This is a genomic window from Nocardiopsis alborubida, assembly GCF_012396365.1.
Taxonomy (GTDB): Bacteria; Actinomycetota; Actinomycetes; order Streptosporangiales; family Streptosporangiaceae; genus Nocardiopsis; species Nocardiopsis alborubida.
The window spans coordinates 56,729-80,523 of the sequence record NZ_JAAXPG010000001.1; the positions used below are offsets into that span (position 1 = coordinate 56,729).

A 23,795-nucleotide genomic window follows, 5' to 3' on the forward strand; every position below is an offset into this window, starting at 1 on the left:
CCCGGTGGCCCACAACAGGAGGAACCCATGGCGTCCGAGAAGGGTGTCGACGCGCCCGACACCGCATCCCCCACCCAGGACGGCAGAACCGCCAGAGGCAGTTCGCCCTCGCGCGTCATCGGGTTGATCGCGGGCCCGCTGGTCGGGCTGCTGGTCTACTTCCTCATGCCGGACATGCCGATGCCCCTCGCCGACGGCGAGGACGGCGAGACGGTCCTGTCGGCCAACGGCCGCGCGGTGGCCGCGGTGACCGCGTTCATCGCCATCTGGTGGGCCACCGAGGCGATCCCGATCCCGATCGCCTCGCTGCTGCCGCTGGTGCTCTTCCCCGTCCTGATGGAGGGCACCCCCGTCGGGGACGTCGCCTCGTCCTACGGGTCGGACACCATCTTCCTGTTCATGGGCGGCTTCATGCTCGCCCTGGCGATGCAGAAGTGGAACCTGCACAAGCGCATCGCCCTGGTCATCGTCTCCAAGGTCGGCTCCAACACCGCGGGGCTGATCGGCGGCTTCATGATCGCCACCGGGTTCATCACGATGTGGGTGTCCAACACCGCCACCGCCGTGATGATGCTGCCCGTCGGCCTCTCGGTGGTCGCGCTGATCACCCAGTTCCGCGACGGCAGGACCGACGCGAACTTCGCCACCGCGCTCATGCTCGGCATCGCGTACTCGTCCTCCATCGGCTCGGTGGCCACCATCATCGGCACACCGCCCAACGTGCTGATGGTCGGCTACCTCGCCGAGGCCCACGACATCCACATCGGCTTCGGCGAGTGGATGCTGGTCGGCCTGCCGCTGGCCGCGGTGTTCATGCTCATCGCCTGGTTCGTGCTGATCAAGGTCTTCCCGCCGCAGGTCAAGAAGGTGGAGGGCGCCCAGGACCTCATCCGCTCCGAGCTCGCCGAGATGGGTCCGATGGCGCGCGCCGAGAAGCTCGTGCTGGCGGTCTTCGCCTTCGCGGCGCTCTCCTGGATCTTCGTCCCGGTCCTGGCCGACAACTTCCTGCCGTGGCTGTCCAGCGTCAGCGACGCCGGTATCGCGATGACCGTGGCGGTCCTGCTGTTCCTGATCCCGGTCAAGCGCGGGACCCGCCTGCTGGACTGGGAGACCGCCGTGCAGCTGCCGTGGGGCGTCCTGCTCCTCTTCGGCGGCGGTCTGGCCATCTCGGCGCAGTTCACCGCGTCCGGCCTGAGCACCTGGATCGGCAGCCAGGTCGCCGTCCTGGCGGGCGTGCCCACCTGGGTGCTGATCCTGGTCGCGGCCGGGCTGGTCCTCTTCCTGACGGAGCTCACCAGCAACACCGCCACCGCGGCCACCTTCCTGCCCATCCTCGGCGGCGTCGCGGTGGGCATGCAGATCGACATCCTGTCCCTGGTGATCCCGGTGGCCCTGGCCGCGACGATGGCCTTCATGCTCCCGGTGGCCACACCGCCGAACGCGATCGTCTTCGGTTCCGGCCACGTGCGGATCGGCCAGATGATGCGCGGCGGTGTGTGGCTCAACCTCATCGCGCTGCTCCTGATCCTGGCCACGATGTACACCCTGGTCAGCTGGTTCCTGGGCGTCAGCCTGTAGGAGTACGCGACGCGGGCGGCCCCCTGTGCTCAGGGGGCCGCCCGTTTCTGCTGTCCTGACCGCCTCCCGCAGCCGCGGAGGGCGTGGGGCGCCGGCTGGCGGAGGGGCGCTCTCGGGGGCGGGGCCCGCCTGCGGGGGCTGGGGGCGGGGGACCGGGCGGCGGCTCACCCCGGGGGCCGGGACAGGACCTCCGGTGGTCGTTCACCCGCCGGGACGTCCTGTGGCCTTCCGCCGCAGGGAGTCGGACCCTCCAGTGAGGCCGCGCCCCGCGTCACACGGTGCCCGCGTCGCACGGTGCCCGCGTCGCACGGCGGCGGCCCGCCTCCCCGCTCGGGGGAGACGGGCCGCCGCCGTGCTCCTACTCGGAGTTCTTGCCCGCCGTGCTCTGGCGGTCCAGCTTCCGGTAGTGCCTCGCCCGCGCGCCCAGGATCACCGCGGCCAGCAGGGTCGCGATGGCGGAGGCCACCAGCACGCCGGTCTTGGCATGCGCCAGGTGCCCGGGGTCGTCGGCGAACGTCAGCTCGCTGATCAGCAGCGACACGGTGAACCCGATACCGGCCAGCTGCGACATGCCGACGATGTCGATCCACTTCAGACTGGGGTTGAGCTCAGCCTTGGTGACCTTGGTGGTCAGCCACGAGCCGCCCGCGATACCGATCACCTTGCCGAGGATGAGGCCCGCGATGATGCCCAGCGCCGCCGTGTCGGTGAGGACCTCGCCGAAGCCGTCGAAGACCACGCCCGCGGAGAAGAAGGCGAAGATCGGCAGGGCCAGACCCGCGGACCAGGGGCGCAGCAGCTGCTCCACGCCGTGGCTCGGGTCGTGGCGCTCACCGGGCAGCTTGTTGGTGCGCATCAGCAGACCCATCGCCACGCCGGCGATGGTCGCGTGCACGCCGCTCTCGTGGACCAGGACCCAGATCACCACGGCCAGGGGCACGTAGACCAGCCAGTTGGGCACCACGGACGCGTTGAGCTTGGCGGCCAGCCCCTTGCCGCGCTGGAGGTACCAGAAGACCGCCAGGCCCGCGGCGGCCACCGCCATGGGGAGGAAGTTGATGTCCGCGGTGTAGAAGACCGCGATGACGATGATCGCGCCGAGGTCGTCCACGATCGCCAGCGTCAGCAGGAAGGTCCGCAGCGCGGGCGGCAGCCCGCGGCCGATCACCGCGAGGATCGCGAGGGCGAAGGCGATGTCGGTCGCCATCGGGATGCCCCACCCGTGGACGGTGTCGGGCGAGGTGAGGTTGATCGCGGCGTAGATCACGGCGGGCACGATCATGCCGCAGATCGCCGCGACGATCGGCAGCATGGCCCGCCGGGGGTTGCGCAGCTCCCCGTGGACGAACTCCTGCTTGAGCTCGTTGCCGACGACGAAGAAGAAGACCGCCAGGAGGCCGTCGGCGGCCCAGGTCTCCAGGGACAGGTTCAGGTGCAGGGACTCGGGCCCGAAGGTGATCGCCCGCAGGTTCTCGTAGGCCTCGCCGAAGGGCGAGTTGATCCAGACGAGAGCGAGGACCGCGGCGCCGATCAGCAGGAAGCCGCCGACACTGTCGCTGCGCAGGGTGTCGGCCAGCCGTGAGAGCGGGCCGGGGCGTTCGGAGCGCAGAATCGGGTCAATGCTCATGTGCAACTTTCCGGGCGTATGGCTGACAGGGACTCGCCGACCAGTCTTCCCGGCACACCTAGACGCGGGCGCGCGCCTCGCCCATGCTCGCGGAAGATGGGACGAATGTCCAGTCCAGGGGCATGGTGTCCGTTCCGGGGAGGAGGGTGCCGGTGAGGGGGCGGTGCCGGCCACCACCTCGTGTCGTACGTCCGGGAAGGGAGCCCGTCAGCCCTTCCCGGTCGGGCTGGACCATGTGTACCACTGGTCCCATGAGCGGAATGCGGGCGGAGACCATTCGCCAGGTGCGCGACCGCATCTCCGGGGTCGTCGACCGCGCGGACCGTGAGAATTCGCCCACGGCCATCACCAGACGGGGAAGAGAGGCCGCGGCGGTGGTCCCCACCGACCTGCTGCGGCGTTGCCAGCGGCGCGGGGAGCAGGAGGTCCCGCGCATGACACGGTCCCGGGCCCGTCAGGGCACCGGGACCACGGCGCGGGGCTCAGGACTTGCGGTTCTCGCCCAGCTCCTCCTCGATGGGGTTGACCGGGCGGCTCTCCTTCATCGACTCGGCCATGCCGGGCTTGCCGTGTTCCCTGCGCAGCTGCGCGCGGGCGGACTCGGTGTGCGAGTCCGTCTCGGAGCGGGGCAGGGGCACCGAGCGCAGTACCTCGTCGGCCTCGTTGTACTGGGCGGGCGGCATGGCCCGCAGGGCGCTGAGCAGTTCCTCGTCGGCGCCCGCGTCCAGGGCGTGCGTCACGATCCGGTCCTTGTCCGCGGGGAAGTCCACCTCCCCCAGGACGTCCTGTAGCCCTTCGATGCCACGCTTGACGCTCATCGTCAGTCCCTCCGACTCGTGCGAGGGCCGGGCAGCTCCGCCCCGGTCACCAGGGGCGGACTACCTGACCTGCGAGGACACTGGGGTCGCCTACCCGGTCGGAGGGGAGCCCAACCGTCGGAGGGGAGCGGGGCCGCAGCCCCGCGCGGCGCCCGGCGGGGCGCCGCGGCCCAGGCCACCACGGCGCGAAACCCCGAGCGGGGACTTCGCACCGCAGCGACCCCACATCAACCGCCGCGGGCGGCCGGAGACGTCCGCGGCGGAGGGTCTCAGCCCTGCTCCGCGGCCGTTCCCCCACCGGGGCGCAGCAGCGGCATGACCTTCTCACCGAACGCCGCGAGGTCGGCGTGGTAGTCCGGGAAGATCAGCATCAGACCGTCGAGCTCGGCGTACTCCACGATCTCGCGGATGCGTCCGGCCACCGTCTCCGGGGACCCGGTCACGAACGGCGTCTGGAACGCCTCGTCCTCGGGCCGCTCGGAGGTCAGCGACAGGGCCTTGTCCAGGGGCAGGCCCCAGGACCGCTTCATGTTGACCAGCGCGTCGATGTCCGCGCCGCGCCCGTACTCCAGCCGCCGCTCCTCGGCCGCGGCGTCGGTCTCGTCCATGACGACGGTGAGCATCGAGTACGTCTTGATGCTGCGCCCCTCCTTCCGGGCGCGCTCCTTGACGTCGAGGCTGGCGCCGCGCAGGCCGGGCAGGTCCTCCGCGGTCAGGAACGAGCCGTCGCAGTGCCGCGCCTGGAAGTTCAGGCCGGTGTCGGAGCGGCCCGCGCTGATCAGGGTCGGCGCCGGAGCGGGGTGCGGCCGCGAGCGGCAGTCGTCGAGCTTGAAGAACTCGCCGTCGTGGGTGACCGAGTCCTCGGTCCACAGCCGCTTGAGGACGCTGGTCCACTCCTCGGTGTACCGGTAGCGGTCACCGTGGCCGATGTCCTCCCGCCACAGGCCCATCTGGGCGAACTCGTCCACGTAGGAGCCCACCACGATGTTCATCCCGGCGCGTCCGCCGCTGATGTCCTGGAGGGTGGTGTACATCTTGGCGGCGAGGGCCGGGTGGAACAGGTTCGTGTGGACGGTCGCCCACACCTTGACGTGCTCGGTGGCCTCCGCGAGCCCCGACATCATCGTCATCGACTCCAGGGTGCGGCCCCAGTGGTCGGTCGCGCCGTCGTAGCCGCGCCACTTGCCCATGGACATGACGAAGTCGAGTCCGTAGGCGTCGGCGAGGACCGCGGCCTTCTTGTTGTACTCGTACGTCGCCTCGGGGTGCGGTGCGGTCTCCGAGACGATCCACCCCCCGTTGCCGATGGGCAGGAAGATGCCGTACTCGGTTTCGGCGGCCGGAAGCCCGCCTTCTGCTGCCATCCTTGGCTCCTCATTCCACTCTCGGGCGCCGCGTACCGCGGTCGCCCGTACGCCGCGCGGCTCGTGCGCCGCGCCCAGGCGCTCTACGCGCCCGGTGCGCGGCCCCGGGCCGCGCGGTTCCTGCTTGTGTGCCGTGACAGGCCCTACTCGGACGGCCAGGACACCTCGGTGGCCACGTGCACGGCCTCCAGGTAACGGGGGTCGAAGAGGGGCTCCACATCGGGCAGCTCGTCCAGCTGGCCGTTGTCGATGAGCGTCTGGCCCTCGGCCTCGGTCATGCTCAGGTCGATGTAGCCGGGGGTGGAGTCGTCGGGCGTGGAGGCGGTCACCAGCTCCTGCTCGGAGTTCCAGATCCGCAGGTTGTGCTCGGTGTCGTATCCGGCCTCGGCCAGTTCGGCGGCGTAGCCGACGCACTCCTCACCGTTGCCCTGGCAGTACTCGAAGGCCTTGGCGATCGCGCGCAGGTAGTCCTCGACGACCGTCGGGTTCTCCTCCGCCCACACGGGGTTGGTGGCCATCACGCCGAACGAGCCCACGACCCCGTAGTTCTCGGGGAGCCACTCGTTGTACTCCTCGCCCATGTCGGTCAGGAGGAAGGGCTCGTTGGAGCGGAACGCGGTGAGCGCCTGCACCTGGTCGCGCGGCAGCACGCTGGGGTCGTAACCGACCTCGACGATGTCGATGGAGTCCATGTCCACGCCGTCGGCGACGAGCATGGCCTCCAGCGGCGCGGGGAGCATGCCCTTGTGGCCGAGGGTGGTGCCCTCCAGGTCCTTGAGCTCCTCGATGCCGGTGCCGGTCAGCAGGCTGGCGATCGGGACGTGCCCGTAGGTGGAGACGCCGATGACCTCGTGTCCGGCGTCGTTGGCCTGGAGCACCTCGGCCTCGTTGCCCAGGGAGGTGAAGTGGGCGGTGCCGGCCGACACCAGCTGGGAGTTGCCGATGGTGTCGCCGCTGCCGGGCTGGATCTCCACGTCCAGGCAGACGGCCTCGAAGTAGCCGAGGGCGTCCGCGGCGATGGCCTCCAGGATGGAGACCGAGGCCTGGTACTGGTAGCCGGTGATGTAGGTGATCGTCCCGACATCGCGGTTGGTCTGGCAGCGCTCCTCGTCGATGACGGTGGCGACCTGGTTCTCCTCCTCGGCGGCCTCCCCTCCGCTGCACGCGGCGGTGAGGAGGAGGACCGATGCCGCGGTTGCGGCCGCGAGGGAGCGTCGGCGCCGGGGACTGGGGCGGTGGGGCGGATTGGTCATGGGGGTTCCTTAGGAGGTGGTGCGCTGCTGGGACTCGTGCCAGAACAGCAGTCTGCGTTCGAGGACGGTGATGAGTGCGAGCATCAGCACGCCCATGACGGCCAGACAGGCGACGGCCGCGTAGACGTACTCCAACCGGGCGGTCGCGGCCGAGTTGCGGATCATCGTGCCGAGCCCGCTTGAGGACCCGGCGGCGACGAACTCCGCGACCACGGCGCCCACGATGGACAGGGGGAACACCACCCGCAGAGCGGCGAGGGTGTAGGGGAGGCTGCTGGGGATACGCAGCCGGAGCAGCACCTCCAGACGGGAGGCGTGCAGGGTGGAGAAGACGTGCAGGACGGGCCGGGAGACCGACCGCAGTCCCGTGGTCACGTTGATCAGCACCGGGAAGAACGTGATGATCGCGGTCACGATGACCTTGGGGGTCATGCCGAAGCCGAACGCCACCACCAGGGCGGGGGCGATCGCGATGACCGGGGTCACGTTCAGGACGACGGCGAGCGGCATGACCGCGCGCCGCAGCAGCGGGATCTCCGACATCAGCAGGGCCAGGACGAACGCGGTGCCCGCGCCGAAGGCCACGCCCGTCAGGGCGATGCTGAGGGTGGCCCAGGCGTTGTGCACGAACAGCAGCGGGTCCTCGACCAGGATCCCCCCGACCTCCGCCAGCGGAGGCAGGAGGTAGGGCTGGTCCTCGGCGGTCGCCGACCAGGCGAAGCCGACGATCACCACCGCCACGGCGGTGGGCAGCCACACGCTGAGCCTGAGGCCGAACCGGCGCCGACGCGCGGCACCGCGCTTCGGGGACGCCTCGCCTCCGGGGCGGGGACGGGCGGGTGTGCTGGTGGCCATGGTCTCTCCTCCTCTCACAGGGGAACGAGGTCGTCGGGGGCGGCTCCGGCTTCCCAGGCGGACTGCAGGGACGCGCGGACCCGGTCCTCCAGGGCGTGCATGTGCGGTCCGGTCACCACGTCCCTGTCGCGGGGGCGGGGCAGGTCGACGGGCAGCACCTCGTGCACCCGGCCGGGGCGGGCCGACATCACGACGACGCGGTCGGAGAGCGTGACCGCCTCGCGCACCGAGTGGGTGACGAACACGACCGTCGTGGACATGCGCTCCCACAGGTTCAGGAGCTGGAGCTGGAGCGCCTCGCGAGTGAACTCGTCCAGCGCGGAGAAGGGCTCGTCCATCAGGAGCAGGTCGGGCCGCAGGCCGAAGGCGCGGGCGATCGCCACGCGCTGCTGCATGCCGCCGGACAGCTCGTGCGGGTACTTGCGGGCGGAGTCGTCCAGGCCGACCATGCGCAGCAGCTGGTCCGGGTCCTCGCTGCCCCTGCCAGCCCGGCGGTTGACCCGGGAGGGCAGGGAGACGTTGCGCCGCACGTTCAGCCACGGCAGCAGGGCGGGGGTCTGCGGGACCAGGCCCACGGCCTTGGCCTCGCACATGCGCTTGGGCGTGGAGCCGAAGACGGTGACGTCGCCGCTGTCGTGGCCCTCCAGCCCGGCGACCACCCGCAGCAGGGTGGACTTGCCGCAACCGCTGGGGCCGATCAGGCTGACGAACTCGCCGCGGGGGATGTCCAGGTCGATGAGGTCGAGCGCGGGCCGGTGCGGGTCACCGCCCTCGTAGGTCTTGCTGAGTCCGCGTACTTCGATACGGTCGTCGCTCACGCGGCGTCCCGCTTTCGGTACGCGTGTTCGGTGCGCCGGGCCACGGGCCCTCGGCCCGTCTCCGGCCGTGCTGGACGTGCCATACCTTCTCCTCGGAATGTGTGGTCGGATGATTGCACAACGTGTCCTGGCGGTGAATGGGTGCTGGAGGTGCAGGAACGGGCGCGCAGGTCACGGGGGTGTGGCGTCATCGACCGAGGAGGGGACCGGGCAGCACGGAGCCGGAGCGGGGCGGGAGCGCCGCGGAGCGCGTCGCGGGGCCGCCGGGGGGCGTGGCGGTGTGCGGGCCGGAAGTGCTTGCGATGACGACCGCATGGGGAAAGCCCATGGGACACCCTCCAGATGGCTGTCTCCGGGCATGGGTGCCCGAGGACCTTCGATGGAGAGCGGGTGGAAGCAAGCATGGCGACGGCCCGCGGGAATCTTGACGTGTCGAACGTTAGGGATTGCTGATTAACGCGTTATGAAGCGTTGATCACATACTGATATCGAGTGCCCGAATCCTGAGACGGTCGTCAACCAGGGCGACCGCGATCCGGTGTGAGGCGAAGGCCACGGGCAGCCACGCGCCGCGCCCGAAGAGCTTGGCGAGGGGCTCGCCCAGCACCACGAGCGGACGTGCGTCCGGGAAGTGGCGGTCCCGCAGCCAGGCCAGCTTGAAGGCGTCCGCGATGACCTTGTTGCGCTGGGCCGACTTCATCGGCCCGTGCAGGGGCGAGAACTGGGCGAGGACGGTCGGCTGACCGCCGTCGGCGCAGTCGACCCCGACCCGGGTCCCGTCCGCGAGGGTGAACTCCCGAGGGGCGAGCTCGACCCCCAGGTACGCGGAGAGTGCCCTGGTGAGCTCGGGATTACCCTCCCGGGCCGATCGGATTATGTCCCCCGATGACGGACTTCTCGCTGAATGCCCCATAGCAAGGAAACTTTAGTGCACACGGGCCCCAGCGGCATCGCGCTTGTCTCGGCGCACCCCAGGCCGGGAAGGGTGCGGGCTCTGTGACCTGCGATTTTGCGAGAAGCTTCCGTGTTGTGCTTCACATCGGCCCTTCCCGGGCCGAACTCGTGACCGAAGTCCCGTTCCGGTAGGTCCTACCGGTGCGGTCGGCGTCCGCGCGCGCTCTCCGAGGAGCATGGACCTGAACGTATCCCCTGGTCGAAGCGGGTGTCGGGAAGAAATGGCCCGGTAATTTCCCGCGAGAGCGCCGTTAGGACAACTCCAGTTCACCGTGTGGAGGTCCGCACAGTGGACTGATGGCGGTCGTTGTTCACCCGGTGATGATAGGCGCCGCGGAATGGGCGCGGTTCTCACGGCGCGCCGGCGGCGGATCCGGGGTCGCGGGGAGCCGCCATGTTCACCTGTGCCGCCCCCCGGGCAGGCGGGGATGGCAGGCGTCGCACGAGGAACACGAGGAGGCGGCGATGGAGATCGTCCGTGCCGAGCACGTGGCTCGGCTGCTGAGTACGGAGGACGGCGACCCGGTGCTGGTCGTCCACGAGGGACGGGCCGACGTCGTGGAGGAGGCCGACCTCGACGACCCGAGCCACGCGGGGGCGCTGCGCGTGATCGGCCGCGCGGACCTGCTGGCGGAGCGCGGCGGCGCGCGACCGGGGCCGGAGGAGACCGAGGCCCTCGCGCGGCGGCTGGACACCGCGGTGCGGAGCCTCGGCGGGTGACGGCAGGGGACCGGCGGACGGCCGCCGGCCCCCTGCCGTGATCGCGGGCGGCGGACCCGCGCCGTGCTCCTGGGCGACGGACGTCCGCCGTGTCACGGACGGCGGACCCGCGCGGGGCCGAGCCCCCTAACCGGCCGCCTGGGGGTCGTAGGTCTCACCGGTCACCGGGTTGGTGGCCAGACCGGTGACCGGGTCGTAGTCCACGTCCATGCCCAGGTCGGAGTCGTGGTAGAGCCCGGTCTCGGGGTTGCGCGGCAGCCCCACCTCGGGGTCGATCTCCCAGCCGGTGACCGGGTCGACGGTCGGGACGGACTCCTCGGAGGGCGCCCCGGACGGCTCCGCGGACGTCTCGGAGGAGGGACCGGTCTCGGTGTCGGCCTCCGGCTCCGGTGCGGGCTCCTCCCGCGTCGTCTCCTGCTCGCTCACGATCTCGCTCTCGGCGGGCTGCGCGCCCGCGCCGCCCTGCGGGTCGAGCGCGCCCCAGCTCACCAGGGCCAGGATGAGGATGCCCAGGCCGACGCGGTAGTAGACGAACGGCATGAAGCTGTGCGTGGAGATGAAGCGCATCAGCCAGGCGATCACCACGAAACCGACGACACCCGCGATGAGCGTGCCCACGATGGTGGCGCCCCACCCGGCGTACTCGTTCTCACCGATGTCGGTGAGCTTGTACAGGCCCGAACCGAAGACGGCGGGCAGTGCCAGCAGGAAGGCGTACTCGGCCGCGTCCGCGCGCTTGAAGCCGAGCAGCATGCCGCCGGTGACGGTGCCGCCCGACCGGGAGACGCCCGGTACGAGGGCGAGCGCCTGGAACAGCCCGAAGGTCATGCCTCGGGAGACGTTGAGGTCCTCCAGGGTGCGGTGCTTGCGCGAGTACCGGTCCACGATGCCGAGGATCACGCCGAAGATGATGAGGTTCAGCGCGATCAGGCGCAGGTCGCGGAAGACGCTGTCGATCTGCTCCTCCAGGAGCAGCCCCAGGACCACGATGGGGACGGAGCCGAGGATGACGTACCAGCCCATGCGCGCGTTGATGTCGCTGCGCAGTTCGCGGTTGACCAGCGACCTGGTCCACGTGGACAGGATCGCCCAGACCCGCTGGCGGAAGTAGATCACCACGGCCAGCTCGGTGCCGATCTGGCTGACGGCCGTGAAGGCGGCGCCGGGGTCGGGCCACCCGAAGAAGGCCGACACCACGCGCAGGTGTCCGCTGGAGGAGATCGGGAGGAACTCGGTCAGTCCCTGGACGAGGCCAAGGATGACTGCTTCGAAGAGGGACACGGCAGAGTCTGCTCCAGCTGCTTCGGTCGCCTCCCTCGGCGGGACGCGGCGACGGTGGACAGGGCACGGCGGGGGCGCGCTCGGGGAAAAGGGGGTGGTCCAGGAAGCTTACTGAGTACTCCGGGCCGGCGTGGCATCGCCGTGGGCCGAAGGACGGCGCCGCCCCGCCTCCGCGGCCGGACGGGTGCGCACGCGCGGGCGGGGCGCAGGGGCCGTCCGGCCGCGGCGGCCGGGCACACCGGAACGGGAATCGTGCACTGAGTTCTCCGGACCGCCGCCGGGCCGGGGAGCAATCCGGTAAATGATTCTTCGTCGTGAGAAATCACGGGTGGCGGACATGACGATTTCTTCGGGCGGGGCCGGGGAACATGGTCAAGTCTTTGCCCTTCGGGGCCGATTGCCTTTTGGATCCGGGGCCGATACGTGGGAGACATGTGTCGTCACCTCACACGACCGTAAGGAAGAGGCAATGCCCTACGGATACGCCGCCAGTTCCGGCGGGACGCTCGCCGTGACCGGGCTCGCCACCGGTTACCTCTGGCTGGTCGTCACCGGGTTCGTCCTGGTGGTCGCCGGAGCGCTGCTCGTCCGCGTCTCCTTCCGCCGGGACCGGGGGCCGCTGGAGCGATGAGTCCTGCCTCCGCCACCGGAAACGACCGGGATCCGTGGGCCGGGGGCTCGCGGGACGATCCGCCGCTGCCCACCGCGAGGTGCGCCAGACCCGGCGTGACGGCGTTCCTGGGCATGATCGCGCTCTGCGGGTTCGCCGTCTGGGGGCTGCTCCACGTGGTCGGCGTGGCCGGGGGCTCCGAGGCGAGCCTGGCCGTGGTGTGGCTCGCCTCGTTCCTGCTCCTGTGGTGGGCGCCCCTGGCCTGGCTGGAACGGCCGATCCGGGCCACGCCCGAGGAGCACGAGGCGCTGGACGCACTGACCGTCACCGTCCAGGTTCCCGTCTACAACGAGGACCCGCTGATCCTGCGCTCGTGCCTGCGCTCTGTCCTCGCGCAGAGCCGCCGGGTGGACCGCGTGCGGGTCGTCGACGACGGGTCCGTGGACGCGTCCACCGGGCGGCCCGTGGACTACGACGGGATCCGCGCCTGGTTCCTCGCCCGGGCGGCCGAACTGGGGGTCGAGGCCACCTGGGACCGCACCGAGAACCGCGGCAAGCGGTTCGCCCAAATGCACGTCCTGGCCGGGGACGACGCGGATGTCTTCGTCACCCTCGACAGCGACTCGGTGCTCGACCGCCACGCCGTGCGGGAGGGGCTGGCGCCCTTCGCCCGGCCGGAGGTGCAGTCGGTGGCGGGCCACGTCCTGGTGCTCAACAGGACGGCGGGCCTGCTCACCAGGCTCACGTGCGTGCTCTACCTGCCGTTCACCCGCGGCCTGCGCAGCGCCCAGTCGGTCCTGCGCCGGGTGACGATCAACTCCGGCACGCTGGCCTTCTACCGGGCCGAGACGGTCCGCGCGTGCGCGGGGGCGTACGAGAACGAGCACTTCTGGGGCCGTCCCATGCAGATGAACGACGACTCCATGCTCACGTTCTACGCGCTGCTCCGGGGCGACACGGTGCACCAGCCGTCCGCGATCGTCTTCACCCTCGTCCCGGAACGGCTGCGCCACTACTTCGGCCAGCAGCTGCGCTGGATGCGCGGGACGACGGTGCGCCACCTGTGGTGGCTGCGGTACATGCCGGTGGGCGGCGTGGTGTTCTGGGGGACGGTGACCGAGTACCTCCACCTGGTCCTGTCCTACGCGCTTCCGCTGCTGATCCTGCTGGACGACGGCCTGCGCCAGCAGTGGGGGACCATCGCCGCCGCCGCGTTCCAGATCGGCCTGGCGATCAACTACATCATGGCCCTGCGGCTGTTCACCGTCCGCAGGAGCGACGAGCCCGGGGGCTACCTGCTCCTGCTGTACCTGCTCTCGCCGCTGGCCGCGCTGTGGCGCCTGGTCGTCCTGCGGCCCCTGTACCTCTACGCGATGCTGACGTGCCGCAGGATCGCCCGGTGGGGGACCAGGGAGGGCGTCGAGGTGGCCCTTCGAAGCCGACCGGCGTGAGACCGGGCCCGGGTCCTGCGGGGGCCGGGGCGGAAAAAGGCGGGCAAGCCGAGGAGCCGGGTCGTCGAGGGCCCGTTCGGTGCACGCGCGCGGACGGGCCCCGCCGCGTGCGGACCCCGGGGCGCGGGCGCCCCGGGCACTCCCTACGGCCGAGCGCCGGGGGAGAGCTCCCCGATCAGCTCCTCGACGCGCTCCCTGATCTCGTCGCGGATGGGTCGGACGGCCGCCACGCCCTGTCCGGCGGGGTCGGGCAGGGCCCAGTCCAGGTAGCGCTTGCCGGGGAAGACGGGGCAGGCGTCGCCGCAGCCCATGGTCACGCACACGTCGGAGGCCTCGACGGCCTCGACGGTGAGGATCCTGGGCCGCTGGCCGGTGATGTCGACGCCGACCTCGGCCATGGCCTCGACCACGGCGGGGTTGAGCGCGTCGGCGGGCGCGGACCCGGCGGAGCGGACCTCCACGCGGTCCCCGGCCAGGTGGGACAGCCAGGCGGCGGCCATCTGGGAGCGGCCCGCGTTGTGGACGCACACGAACAGGACGGACGGCTTGTCGGAACTGGCCACGGTCATTCGCCTTCTGTTTCCTTTCGGTGGTGGACTGGCGCCGAGGGGAACCGGGCCCCGCGGACGCAGGGAGGGCCCGAATCCCCTCCGGGGCCGCCCCGGCGGTCCGCCGCGGCCGCGTGTCCGGGCCCGGCCGGAAAAGACGTCGGATCCGGACCTGGACCGGGTTCCCCGGGAAACGGGGGCAGGGCGCCCGGCGTCTTATCAGCGACAACTGACGGGATATTATCAGCGGATGCTGATATCAGTCGACACTGACCTCATGAGGGCTCTGGGAGACCCGCTCCGGCTGCGGATCGTGGCCCTGCTCGCCCGGGAGACCCTGTGTACGACGCACCTGGTCGAGGAGACCGGGGCGCGCCAGACCAACCTGTCCAACCACCTGCGGATCCTGCGCGAGGCGGGGGTGGTGGAGACCGAGCCCTGCGGCCGGTTCACCTACTACCGGCTGCGCCCGGACCGGATCGAGGACCTCTCCGAGGCCCTGGCCGGGCTCGCCGCCACCGCCCGCTCCAGCGGCGCCGCAGCGAACAGGAGGCCCTGCTGATGTCCTCCGCCGACAGGACCGCCGGGACCGCCGGCCCCCCGGTCGCGGGCCGGTTGTCCACACCCGACCGGTTCCTCGCGGTGTGGATCCTGCTCGCCATGGCCGCGGGCCTGGGCCTGGGACGCCTGGTCCCCGGGCTGGACGCCTTCCTGGCCGCCGTGGAGGTCGGCGGGATCTCCCTGCCCATCGCGCTCGGCCTGCTGGTCATGATGTACCCGGTGCTGGCCAAGGTGCGCTACGACCGGCTGGACACCGTCACCCGCGACACCCGGCTGCTGGTCTCCTCGGTCGTGGTGAACTGGCTCGTCGGCCCCGCGGTGATGTTCGCGCTGGCCTGGATCTTCCTGGCCGACCTGCCCGAGTACCGCACCGGCCTGATCATCGTCGGCCTGGCCCGCTGCATCGCGATGGTCATCATCTGGAACGACCTGGCCTGCGGCGACCGCGAGGCCGCCGCAGTGCTGGTCGCGCTGAACTCGGTCTTCCAGGTGCTGGTCTTCGGTCTGCTGGGCTGGTTCTACCTGGACCTGCTGCCCGGGTGGCTGGGCCTGGACACCGGCGGCCTGGACGCCTCCCCCTGGCTCATCGCGCTCAACGTGGTGATCTTCCTCGGCGTCCCGCTGGCGGCGGGTTTCCTCACCCGCCGGATCGGCGAGCGGCGGATGGGCCGCGAGCGCTACGAGTCCGACCTCCTGCCCCGGATCGGCCCGTGGGCGCTCTACGGCCTGCTGTTCACCATCGTGCTGCTGTTCGCCCTCCAGGGGGACCGGATCACCAGCCAGCCGCTGGACGTGGTGCGCATCGCGGTGCCGCTGCTGGCCTACTTCGCCATCATGTGGTTCGGCACCTTCGCCTTCGGCAAGGCGATCGGGATGGACTACGGCCGCACCACCACGCTGGCCTTCACGGCGGCGGGCAACAACTTCGAGCTGGCCATCGCGGTGGCCATCGCCACGTTCGGGGTGGCCTCGGGCCAGGCCCTGGCCGGGGTGGTGGGTCCGCTGATCGAGGTGCCGGTGCTGGTGGGCCTGGTGTACGTGTCCCTGGCCTGGCGCAGGCGGTTCGCGCCGGAGCGACGGTAGGGGCCCACCGGAGCGCGCGGGCCCGCATCTGACCGCGGGCCCGCACGGGCTCCGGCGCTCCGGCCCGGGCCCGTCCGATCGGGACCGGACCCGTAACCGGCCACCTCGACCGGCCGAGTAGTCGCCGCACGACGTGACGTGCGTCCCGGCGGACTCCGCGCAGGGTGGCCGAGGAGAAGCGGGAGGGGACCGTCGTACGGGGGAGTGCGCCGGGGAGAAGGTCAGGAAAGGGTGGTGGAGGGAGTCCGCTCGTCCCTGACACGGGTGGCCAGGGAGGTCAGCGCGCCGAGCGCTGCCAGGGCTCCCAGTGCCGCGAACGCCGCCGGATAGCCGCCCAGGGGTCCGGCCAGGGCGGCGCCCGCCCAGGGCGCGACCGCGATGGCCAGCATCAGCGGGGTGTGCATGAGGCCGTTGAGGGTGGCGTAGTGCTCCGTGCCCCACCGGTCGGACACCGCGGTGGCCTGGAGGAGGGTGAGGATGCCGCGTGCCATGCCCGCCAGCACCGCGATGGCCAGGACCAGTCCCAAGGGTCCCGGCATCAGCGCCAGGAGAAGGGTGGTCACCGCACAGGCGCCCAGCACGGCCACGGCGCGCGGTACCGGGCCGGTCCACCGTTCCAGGGGCGCGTAGACCAGGCGGCCGAGCACCTGTCCCACACCGCCCACCCCCAGGGCCCATGCCGCTTCCGTCGTGCCGAAGCCCCGTTCCTCCAGCAGGGGAACGATGTTGACCACGACCGCGTAGACGGTGAAGGACCCCAGGGCCAGAGCCGTCGTCAGAGCCCGGAACGCCCGACCGCGCACGACGGCACGCGCGCTCTGCCCCCTGTCGCCCCGGTGCCCGACACCTCCTGGGTTCCAGCCTCGTGGCAGGGCGAGGGCGTGCAGGGGCACCACCACGACCAGGAGCACGGCCGCGAGCACCAGGTAGGCGCCCCGCCACCCCCAGGCTCCTTCCAGGAGCGCGGTCAGGGGAGCGAAGACGGTGCTGGCCAGCCCGGCGGCCAGGGTCAGGGCGGTCAGGGCCCGCACTTTCGCCTTCCCGTACCAGTGGGTCAGGGCGGCGAAGGCCGGAGGGTAGAACAGTCCGGCCATCGCGGCTCCGGCCACCAGCCACGCGGCGGCGAAGACCCACGGGTCCGGGGCCAGGGCGACGGCGGCCACGGCGGGAGCCGCGAGCAGGGCCGCCGCCGTCATCGCCGGGCGCGGACCCCGGGCCTGGAGCCAGCGCCCCACCGGGATACCCGCCAGTCCCGCGATGACCTGGGAGGCGGAGAACAGCGCGGTCACCGTGGTCAGGGACCACCCGGTGTCGTCGGTGATGCTCGGAGCCAGGACGGGGAGGGCGTAGAACAGCACCCCGTAGCTGGTGGTGACGGTGACGCACAGGGCTACCAGGCCCCGGCGCGCGCCGACCACGGTGGGTGCGGGCGCGCCGGATGCCTGACCGGACGCAGGTGTCACGAGACCCGGTCCGGCTCACCCGGCCCGACCTGCTGCGAAGACGCGTCGGAGCAGCAGCCGCTCCCGGTGGAAGCCGCCGCCTCCTGGGAGGGCGCGGTGCGGTCGCCACCGAGGGAGATCACCGGCGCCTCGGAGACCTCCAGGCCACCGCGGAGACCACCCCGCTCGGCTGCGGGCTCCTCCGCGGTCTCCGGTACGGGCCCGCAGCAGCCGCCGCTTCCGGCCGCCGCTTCCGGCTCGTCGAACAGGCCCGCGCCGCCGCACACCCCGGTTTCGGGCAGGACCAGCTCCACCCGTGCGGCGGCCTCGCGGTCCCCGGCCAGGTGTGCGGCGATGCTGCGCACCTGCTCGTAGCCGGTCAGTGCGAGGAAGGTCGGGGCGCGCCCGTAGGACTTCATCCCCGCGAGGAAGAACCCCTCCTCGGGGTGGGAGAGCTCCTGCGCTCCGTGGGGGTAGACGGTGCCGCAGGAGTGCTGGTTGGGGTCGATGAGCGGGGCGAGTTCCACCGGTGCCTGGAGGGTGCTGTCCAGGCCGAGGCGGATCTCGGACAGGAAGGACAGGTCGGGGCGGAATCCGGTGAGGACGACCACCTCGTCCGCGGGGGCCAGCTCCCGGCCGTCCTCGTCGGCCAGCACGAGACGCCCGTCCCGCTCCGTCCGGACCTCTGCGGTACGGAATCCGGTCACCACCTCGACGTGCCCGGCCTCCACCGCCGCCCGGGCCCGCTGGCCCAGGGCGCCGCGCGCGGCCAGCCGGTCGTCCGCGCCCCCGCCGAAGGCGTCGCCGACCTCTCCGCGGCGCAGCACCCACACCGCCTTCGTCCCCGGGTGTTCCCCGGCCAGCGCGGCCAGGTCGGCCAGGGCGGTCAGCGCCGAGTGCCCGCGCCCGACCACGGCCGTGGTGCGGCCCGCGTGGCGCGCGCGGACGACGGGGTCGGCCAGGTCGGGGACGCGGTAGGCCAGGTGTGCGGCCGCGGCGGTTTCGCCCAGCGCGGGCAGGCCGTCGCCGCCCACCGGGTTGGGCGAGCCCCAGGTGCCCGAAGCGTCCACGACCGCGCGGGCCAGGATCCGCTCCTCACCAGCCGCGGTGCGCAGACGCACGGTGAAGGGCTGCCTCCCGCGGTCGGCGTCCACGACCCGGTCCCGGCCCAGGCGGCTCACCCCGGTCACCTCGGCGCCGAAGCGGACCCGCTCGCCCAGGGCCTCGGCCAGGGGAACGAGGTAGGCGTCGGTCCACTCGCGGCCGGTCGGGTAGCCCGCGTCGTCCGGGCGCCGCCAGCCGGTGGCGGTGAGCAGCTTCTCCGCCGCGGGGGCGACCAGGTCGCGCCACATCGAGAACAGGCGCACGTGCCCCCACTCGGCCACCGCCGCTCCGGCGGAGCCCCCCTTCTCCAGTACCAGGACCGGCAGGTCGCGCGCGACCAGCTCCGCGGCCGCCGCCAGTCCTGCGGGTCCGGCTCCGATCACCACGACGGGACGCTCGTCGCCCATGACACACCTCTTTCATCGACTGGTGTCTATGAAGTGGAACTCTATCGATGCCGACCGATGGACGCAACCATAGATGATGGTCGATAATGTGAGGCATGACCGTGACGCAGCCCGAGCACACCGCACCAGCACTGCCCCAGCCCGAAGCGGAGACCTACGCCGCCTGGTTCGCCTGCCTGGCCGAACCCATGCGCGTCCAGCTCCTGCACGCCATCGCCACCACCCCCGGCTCGGTCAACGTGGGGCGGCTCGCCGAGATGGTGGAGGTCCGCCAGCCCACGGTCTCCCACCACCTGCGCAAACTCGCCGACGTCGGGTTCGTGACCCTCACCAAGGTGGGCACCTCCACCCGGGTCGCGGTCAACCCGGCCTGCTGCACGGGCCTGCCGCACGCGGCCGACGCCGTCATGGGGATGCTCAACGCGCGGCCGTGCTGCCCGACCGACCTGCCCGTCGACGTCACCACCCGCGCCATGGCCGACGCGGACCTGGAGGCGGTCCGGGAGATCTACGCCCAGGGCGTCGCCACCGGCCACGCCACCTTCGAGACCGAGGTCCCCGGAGCGGGTGCGCTGAAGGACAGGTGGACACCCGGGCACCGCTGGGTGGCCGAGGCGGGTGGCCGCGTCGTCGGCTGGGCCGCGGCCTCGCCGGTCTCCGCCCGCGAGGTCTACTCCGGGGTGGCCGAGACCTCGGTCTACGTCGCCGAGGACGCGCGCGGCCGGGGCGTGGGCAAGGCGCTGCTGTACCGGCAGGTCACCGAGGCCGACGCCGCCGGACTGTGGACGCTCCAGACCTCGGTCTTCCCCGAGAACCGGGCCAGCCTGGCCCTGCACCACCAGGCGGGTTACCGCACCGTGGGCGTGCGCGAACGCATCGCCCGCCACCACGGGGTCTGGCGCGACACCGTCCTGCTGGAGCGGCGGCGCACGGAGGAGGGCGCCGAGTCCGGCGAGGCTCCCCGCGCGGACGGTTCGGGTTGCTAGTCGCCTGACTTCCGGCAGCGCGGAGCGGCCCGTCGGGGCGAGGGCGTCACCGCGACCGCAGGAGGCGTTTCGGAAAACCCCTGGCAGCGGGAAGCCAGCTCTGAACCGGGATTTCATTTTTCCAGGGGCATGGAAAGCCAGGGTGGTCCTGGATATACGAGTGAGGGCTCCTCGAAAATCGGAGGGCGAAAGCGAGAAGCGCAGGGACAGAGTGGGAAGACACGTCTCTGCCGCCTTCGGAACGGCACTCCCCGCCACGGCTTCGGGTCCGGATGCCTCGCCCATGCCCCTCCACGCAAGGGATCCGGGTCTCGTGCGCTCCCCTCCGGCGGCGGCCGCCCGGGGAATCCGCCGGACGAATTCCCCCTGACCACGTCTTATGGCGCCTTGCCCCGCTCTCCGGTATGGTCCCGTCGTCGAGTTCGCGCCGTCGCTCCGCAGCGCCCCCGACCCGCTGGCCGGACCCGACCTCCTCCACAACGAATTCCGGGTTACTCGTGGTTTCCAGAAAAGCGTTTCCGGCCCGGCCCGGGAACAGTTGGATGTCCCTCGGCCAATGGGTGGCGTGCGCAGCGACCGGCCTGCTCATCGCGGGCAGCCTCACCGCCTACGCGGGCTACCGCGACGCCCTGGCCATCGAGACCGAGCAGATGGACACCGACGCCTGGGGCGATCGCCCCGCCCAGGTGGAGGGGGTCCACAACATCCTGCTGCTCGGCGGGGACAACGAGTCGCAGGGCAGACGCCCCGACGTCCTGGTCGTCGTCAACGTCAACGTGGACAGGGGCGCCGTGACCATGGTCAACCTGCCGCGCGACCTGATCGTGGACATCCCCCCGTGCGAACCGGTGGACGGCTCCTCCGGGTGGCCCGGCGGACCGCAGCAGATCAACCACGCCGCGTCCTACGGCGGCTTGGACTGCCTGGGCAACACCGTGGAGAGGACCACGGACATCCGCCTGGACCACATGGTGATGGTGGACTTCGCCGGGTTCGAGAACATCGTGGACACCCTCGGCGGCGTCGAACTGTGCATTCCCCAGCCGATCAGCGACCCTAAGGCCCACCTGGAACTGGAAGCGGGAGTGCAGACCCTCCGCGGCCGGGAGGCGCTCGGACTGGCCCGCTCCCGCGACAGCACCCGGTTCAAGGACGACATGGGGCGCATCGAGAGCCAGCAGCGGTTGATCGGCGCCATCCTGCGCGAGGTCACCAGCGGCGGAACCCTGTCCAGCCCCACCACCCTCTACGACTTCTTGGGCTCGGTCACCGACAGCATGGTGACTGACGACGGGTTCACGGTGGACAAGATGGCGGAACTGGCCATCGCCATGCGCGAGGTCGACCTGAGCCGGGTCACCATGGTCATGGTGCCGGTCGTGAACTCCCGCACCCACGAGCACAAGGTGGAACCCAAGGAGCCCGAGGCCGGTGAGCTCTTCGCCGCGGTGGCCGCGGGCGAGGTGCTGCCCGAGGAGGAGGGCGACGACGGTGCGGAGGGGGACGGGCCCACCGACCCGGAGGAGCCCGCAGTGGAGCCCGCGGACGTGTCCGTGCGGGTGGTCAACGGCACGGGCGTGACCGGTCTGGCGGGCCAGGTGGGGACGCTCCTCGGAGAACGCGGGTTCGACGTCACCGGCGTCGGCGACCCCGTCGGGAGCGTTCCCTCCGCCACCACGGTCTACCACGGCCCCGGTCAGCGGGCGCACGCTGAGGAGTTGGCCTCGGTACTCGCCAACGCCCGGCTGGAGGAGGCCGCTGACCTCGGTGGGGAACTGGAACTGGTGATGGTGCCGCAGGACTGGGACGGGTTCGCCGACTCCGGTTCCGGCTCACACTCCGCTGCGGATGGGGACGCGGGGGCACTGGCCGGACTGGACACCGCGTCCGCGGCCGAGGACGGAGCCGTGTGCTGAGGGGTGCTCCCACCGCAGGGTGAGGTGCTCCTCGTCCCGTCATCGCGCGGGTGTGCCCCACAGCACTGTGCGATTCCGTCGCGAGATCCTGGCGGCACGGTGCGTCCGACCGGCGGGCAAGCCCTTGCCCCGCCGGGTGTACCGGCCGTCCAGAGCCCGTATGGCTGCGGTAGAGTTGGCTCCGGCGATGGCTGGGACCGTGCTCCGAGCCGTGTCGCGGGCCTCTAGCTCAATTGGCAGAGCAACGGACTTTTAATCCGTGGGTTCAGGGTTCGAGCCCCTGGGGGCCTACCCGCAAAACCCCAGTTCAGAGGCCGTGTTCGAGGCATCCGTCCTGGGGTTTTCGCATGCCCGGAGCTGTGTGGTTGCTCCAAGTGCGCTCTTCAGCCTCGGCCGTGCCTCCATCTCGACGGAGCACACCGGAGCAACAGGGCACCCAAACCAACCCAGACCGGCCCCTATTGCCCCGACCGTCTCGAAGTCCGTTGGTTACGACCCGTACCCGATGGACGCATAATCCGCTGCCCCATCTCCGCAGGTGAAGGGCACGGGCCGCACCTCACCAGTCTCGCCAGATACTGACCAGCTCGGTCAGGGCGTCGAGTTCCGCAGGCCGCCACCTGGCCAGCGGGCGTGCCGTAACCGCGCTGGCCGCCTCCACCAGCAGCTCGTAGCGGACCAGGTAGGGCCGGGCTCCTCGATGCCGTCGACGTCGAGCACTACACTTCCTCACGATTTCCTCTTGCTCATCCGGGTGGTGATCAGGCCCTGGCGGGTGTGCCCGCACCAGCCGGGGCGCCTCGCTCTCAGTGCCACGAGGTGTGCTCAGACCATGAGCGCCGCGGACCGTGGTGCCCGCAGGCGCGCGTGTTCCTCGACCAGCGCGCGGGTTCGGCGCGTGTCCAGCGCACTCCCGTCCATCGCCACCGCGAACCACACCCGCTTGCCCACGCCACAGCGGTAGACCCCACACACCTCGCGGGTGAACGCCCGGATGAGCCCGAGTCCGCGCCCGTGGTCGTCGATCACCCGGGCCAGCTCCTCCGGCTCGGGGAACACCGGGAGCGTCGGCCCGGTGTCGTACACCTCGACCACCCCGCAGCGGCCCGGCCACGTCCAGACCTCCACGCCGACCTCAGGGCGTCCGTGGAGCAGGGCATTGGTGAACGCCTCGCTCACCGCCAACCGGGCCACACCCAGACCGGCTTCGTCCACCTCGGCCGCCGCCAAGGCCCCGTCCACCTCGGCCGCCGCCAAGGCCCCGTCCACCTCGGCCGCCGCCAAGGCCCCGTCCACCAGAAACCTGGCCAGCCCCACGTCCTCTGGTCCCGGACGCCTCCAGACACACATGACTTCGTTCACCGCGCATCACCTCGCTGTCGTCACCGATGCGGAGCGGGCCGCGCAACCGTTCACTTCCGACCCGCCGTATGTCCATCATGATTTGCAACGACGCAAATTACAAGCAGAGCAAGTCGCTATGTGTACAATGAGTGACGATGTGTATTTCATGCGGGTGGGAAGATGGCCATGCCCGCGCAGCGAAGACAGGAGGTGGAGATGCCCGAGGGCTCTCCGGTCCAGGGTTCTCCCGCCCGGCGGCACTACCTGGTCAGCCAGCTCAAGCGGCTACGCGCTCAGACCGGGTTGTCCCAGGAGGAGGCCGCCGAGGAGATGGGCTGGCACAAGTCCAAGGTCTCCCGGATCGAGAACGGCAAGTGGAAGCGGCTGAGCAGCCCGGAGATCGACGCGCTCTGCCGCTTCTACAAGGCTTCCGACGAGCTGAGGGAAGAACTCGCCCACATCGCCAAGGCCGCCAGCCGCAACCGGGCCTCCGCCTGGTGGAACGCCTACGAGGACGTTCCCGGCGGGGCGTACTACCCGTTGGAGTACGAGGCGGACCAGATCTTCGAGTACACCCTCGGCCTCTTCAGTGGCCTGGCCCAGCACCGCGACTACATCCGGGCTCTGATGGGGCGCGGCGCGGTGCCGGACGAGGCCGAACGCGAACGCAGGTTGGAGGCACGGTTGGAGCGGTCCCGCAGCATCCTGTACCGCGACCACCCGCCTCGGATGTGGTGGGTGGTCGACGAGCCCGTCCTCACCTGCCAGGTCGGCGGTCCCAGAGTGATGCGCGCCCAGCTTGAACACCTGCTGGAGCTGAGCGACCATCCCAGTGTCGACCTCCAGGTCCTTCCCCAGTCGGAGGGCATGAGCCTGAACTACGGGTTCTGCCTGCTGTGGATCGGGGACGACCGCGTCGGACACGTGGACGTGCCACCCCAGGGGCTGCTGTTCGACGCCTCCGAGGACGTGCAGCACCATGAACTGAGGTCCCACCATCTGAGGGCGGCGGCGCTGTCCCCCGAGCGTTCCCGCGACCTGGTCCGGGACCGGATCGCCGAACTCGACTGAGGAG

The 23,795-nt window shown here is 71.2% G+C and carries 22 protein-coding genes, 1 tRNA gene and 1 pseudogene; 11 read left to right on the top strand and 13 right to left on the bottom strand.

Annotation, left to right across the window (positions count from 1 at the left end; translation table 11 throughout):
- Positions 1-27: 27 nt before the first annotated feature.
- A complete protein-coding gene (locus HGB44_RS00270; RefSeq protein ID WP_061081058.1) occupies positions 28-1,578 on the top strand; it encodes an SLC13 family permease in 1,551 nt (516 codons plus the stop codon).
- 358 nt (positions 1,579-1,936) lie between these two features.
- Here HGB44_RS00270 and nhaA read toward each other — a convergent pair whose 3' ends face one another.
- Positions 1,937-3,205, bottom strand: coding sequence for a Na+/H+ antiporter NhaA (gene nhaA / locus HGB44_RS00275; RefSeq protein WP_061081059.1), 1,269 nt, complete (start codon positions 3,203-3,205; stop codon positions 1,937-1,939).
- Between the two features lie 260 nt (positions 3,206-3,465).
- On the opposite strand from nhaA, the pseudogene HGB44_RS31685 reads away from it, so the two are divergent.
- Positions 3,466-3,612 (top strand): annotated as a pseudogene (locus HGB44_RS31685) (type II toxin-antitoxin system prevent-host-death family antitoxin); the annotation flags it as partial.
- Positions 3,613-3,687: 75 nt separating this feature from the next.
- Here the strand turns inward: HGB44_RS31685 and HGB44_RS00285 are convergent.
- The 6 genes from HGB44_RS00285 to HGB44_RS00310 all read right to left on the bottom strand — a co-directional run bounded on the left by HGB44_RS00285 (position 3,688) and on the right by HGB44_RS00310 (position 9,226).
- The gene (locus HGB44_RS00285; RefSeq protein ID WP_061081060.1) at positions 3,688-4,023 is read right to left on the bottom strand and encodes a DUF2795 domain-containing protein; all 336 of its coding nucleotides are present in this window, start codon (positions 4,021-4,023) and stop codon (positions 3,688-3,690) included.
- A 269-nt stretch (positions 4,024-4,292) separates the two neighbouring features.
- Entirely contained in the window at positions 4,293-5,387 is a 1,095-nt protein-coding gene (locus HGB44_RS00290; protein WP_061081061.1) for an LLM class flavin-dependent oxidoreductase, read from the bottom strand.
- 143 nt (positions 5,388-5,530) lie between these two features.
- Positions 5,531-6,640, bottom strand: a complete 1,110-nt coding sequence (locus tag HGB44_RS00295) for an ABC transporter substrate-binding protein (RefSeq protein WP_061081062.1) — start codon at positions 6,638-6,640, stop codon at positions 5,531-5,533.
- A 9-nt stretch (positions 6,641-6,649) separates the two neighbouring features.
- Positions 6,650-7,495 carry an ABC transporter permease gene (locus HGB44_RS00300; protein WP_061081063.1) on the bottom strand — a complete coding sequence of 282 codons (846 nt, stop codon included), beginning with the start codon at positions 7,493-7,495 and terminating at the stop codon, positions 6,650-6,652.
- Positions 7,496-7,509: 14 nt separating this feature from the next.
- Positions 7,510-8,313, bottom strand: coding sequence for an ABC transporter ATP-binding protein (locus HGB44_RS00305; RefSeq protein WP_061081064.1), 804 nt, complete (start codon positions 8,311-8,313; stop codon positions 7,510-7,512).
- 475 nt (positions 8,314-8,788) lie between these two features.
- A complete protein-coding gene (locus HGB44_RS00310) occupies positions 8,789-9,226 on the bottom strand; it encodes a hypothetical protein (protein WP_061081065.1) in 438 nt (145 codons plus the stop codon).
- A gap of 506 nt (positions 9,227-9,732) precedes the next feature.
- Between HGB44_RS00310 and HGB44_RS00315 the strand changes: the two genes are divergently transcribed.
- On the top strand, positions 9,733-9,987 hold the full coding sequence (locus tag HGB44_RS00315) for a hypothetical protein (RefSeq protein ID WP_061081066.1): 255 nt from the start codon (positions 9,733-9,735) through the stop codon (positions 9,985-9,987).
- Between the two features lie 126 nt (positions 9,988-10,113).
- On the opposite strand, the gene HGB44_RS00320 is transcribed toward HGB44_RS00315, so the two are convergent.
- Complete coding sequence (locus HGB44_RS00320) at positions 10,114-11,268, bottom strand: undecaprenyl-diphosphate phosphatase (protein ID WP_061082795.1); 1,155 nt, start codon at positions 11,266-11,268, stop codon at positions 10,114-10,116.
- Positions 11,269-11,737: 469 nt separating this feature from the next.
- Here HGB44_RS00320 and HGB44_RS00325 point away from each other — a divergent pair, with 469 nt between their 5' ends.
- Together HGB44_RS00325 and HGB44_RS00330 are read left to right on the top strand one after the other, a co-directional pair.
- The gene (locus HGB44_RS00325) at positions 11,738-11,899 is read left to right on the top strand and encodes a hypothetical protein (RefSeq protein WP_168443867.1); all 162 of its coding nucleotides are present in this window, start codon (positions 11,738-11,740) and stop codon (positions 11,897-11,899) included.
- On the top strand, positions 11,896-13,329 hold the full coding sequence (locus HGB44_RS00330) for a glycosyltransferase (RefSeq protein ID WP_061082796.1): 1,434 nt from the start codon (positions 11,896-11,898) through the stop codon (positions 13,327-13,329). Before HGB44_RS00325 ends, HGB44_RS00330 begins: the two co-directional genes overlap by 4 nt.
- Positions 13,330-13,472: 143 nt before the next feature.
- Here HGB44_RS00330 and HGB44_RS00335 read toward each other — a convergent pair whose 3' ends face one another.
- Positions 13,473-13,898 (bottom strand): arsenate reductase ArsC, encoded by a 426-nt coding sequence (locus HGB44_RS00335; protein ID WP_061082797.1) that lies wholly within the window; start codon positions 13,896-13,898, stop codon positions 13,473-13,475.
- Positions 13,899-14,154: 256 nt separating this feature from the next.
- Here HGB44_RS00335 and HGB44_RS00340 point away from each other — a divergent pair, with 256 nt between their 5' ends.
- Both HGB44_RS00340 and arsB read left to right on the top strand, forming a co-directional pair.
- Positions 14,155-14,439: an ArsR/SmtB family transcription factor gene (locus HGB44_RS00340; protein ID WP_210751044.1), complete on the top strand. Its 285-nt coding sequence runs from the start codon at positions 14,155-14,157 to the stop codon at positions 14,437-14,439.
- Positions 14,439-15,521 carry an ACR3 family arsenite efflux transporter gene (gene arsB, locus HGB44_RS00345; RefSeq protein WP_061082799.1) on the top strand — a complete coding sequence of 361 codons (1,083 nt, stop codon included), beginning with the start codon at positions 14,439-14,441 and terminating at the stop codon, positions 15,519-15,521. Before HGB44_RS00340 ends, arsB begins: the two co-directional genes overlap by 1 nt.
- Positions 15,522-15,742: 221 nt before the next feature.
- On the opposite strand, the gene HGB44_RS00350 is transcribed toward arsB, so the two are convergent.
- Both HGB44_RS00350 and HGB44_RS00355 read right to left on the bottom strand, forming a co-directional pair.
- On the bottom strand, positions 15,743-16,984 hold the full coding sequence (locus HGB44_RS00350) for an MFS transporter (RefSeq protein ID WP_061082800.1): 1,242 nt from the start codon (positions 16,982-16,984) through the stop codon (positions 15,743-15,745).
- Entirely contained in the window at positions 16,981-18,474 is a 1,494-nt protein-coding gene (locus HGB44_RS00355; protein WP_061082801.1) for an NAD(P)-binding domain-containing protein, read from the bottom strand. Before HGB44_RS00355 ends, HGB44_RS00350 begins: the two co-directional genes overlap by 4 nt.
- A gap of 95 nt (positions 18,475-18,569) precedes the next feature.
- Here HGB44_RS00355 and HGB44_RS00360 point away from each other — a divergent pair, with 95 nt between their 5' ends.
- From HGB44_RS00360 to HGB44_RS00370, 3 genes are all read left to right on the top strand, one after another.
- Entirely contained in the window at positions 18,570-19,460 is an 891-nt protein-coding gene (locus HGB44_RS00360) for a helix-turn-helix domain-containing GNAT family N-acetyltransferase (RefSeq protein WP_061082802.1), read from the top strand.
- A gap of 542 nt (positions 19,461-20,002) precedes the next feature.
- On the top strand, positions 20,003-21,376 hold the full coding sequence (locus HGB44_RS00365) for an LCP family protein (protein WP_061082803.1): 1,374 nt from the start codon (positions 20,003-20,005) through the stop codon (positions 21,374-21,376).
- A gap of 218 nt (positions 21,377-21,594) precedes the next feature.
- A tRNA-Lys gene (locus HGB44_RS00370) sits at positions 21,595-21,667 on the top strand.
- A gap of 268 nt (positions 21,668-21,935) precedes the next feature.
- Here HGB44_RS00370 and HGB44_RS00375 read toward each other — a convergent pair.
- Together HGB44_RS00375 and HGB44_RS00380 are read right to left on the bottom strand one after the other, a co-directional pair.
- On the bottom strand, positions 21,936-22,109 hold the full coding sequence (locus HGB44_RS00375) for a hypothetical protein (RefSeq protein WP_168443868.1): 174 nt from the start codon (positions 22,107-22,109) through the stop codon (positions 21,936-21,938).
- A 92-nt stretch (positions 22,110-22,201) separates the two neighbouring features.
- A complete protein-coding gene (locus HGB44_RS00380; protein WP_061082804.1) occupies positions 22,202-22,738 on the bottom strand; it encodes an ATP-binding protein in 537 nt (178 codons plus the stop codon).
- Positions 22,739-22,906: 168 nt separating this feature from the next.
- Between HGB44_RS00380 and HGB44_RS00385 the strand changes: the two genes are divergently transcribed.
- Positions 22,907-23,791: a helix-turn-helix domain-containing protein gene (locus tag HGB44_RS00385; protein WP_231972602.1), complete on the top strand. Its 885-nt coding sequence runs from the start codon at positions 22,907-22,909 to the stop codon at positions 23,789-23,791.
- Positions 23,792-23,795: the final 4 nt, after the last annotated feature.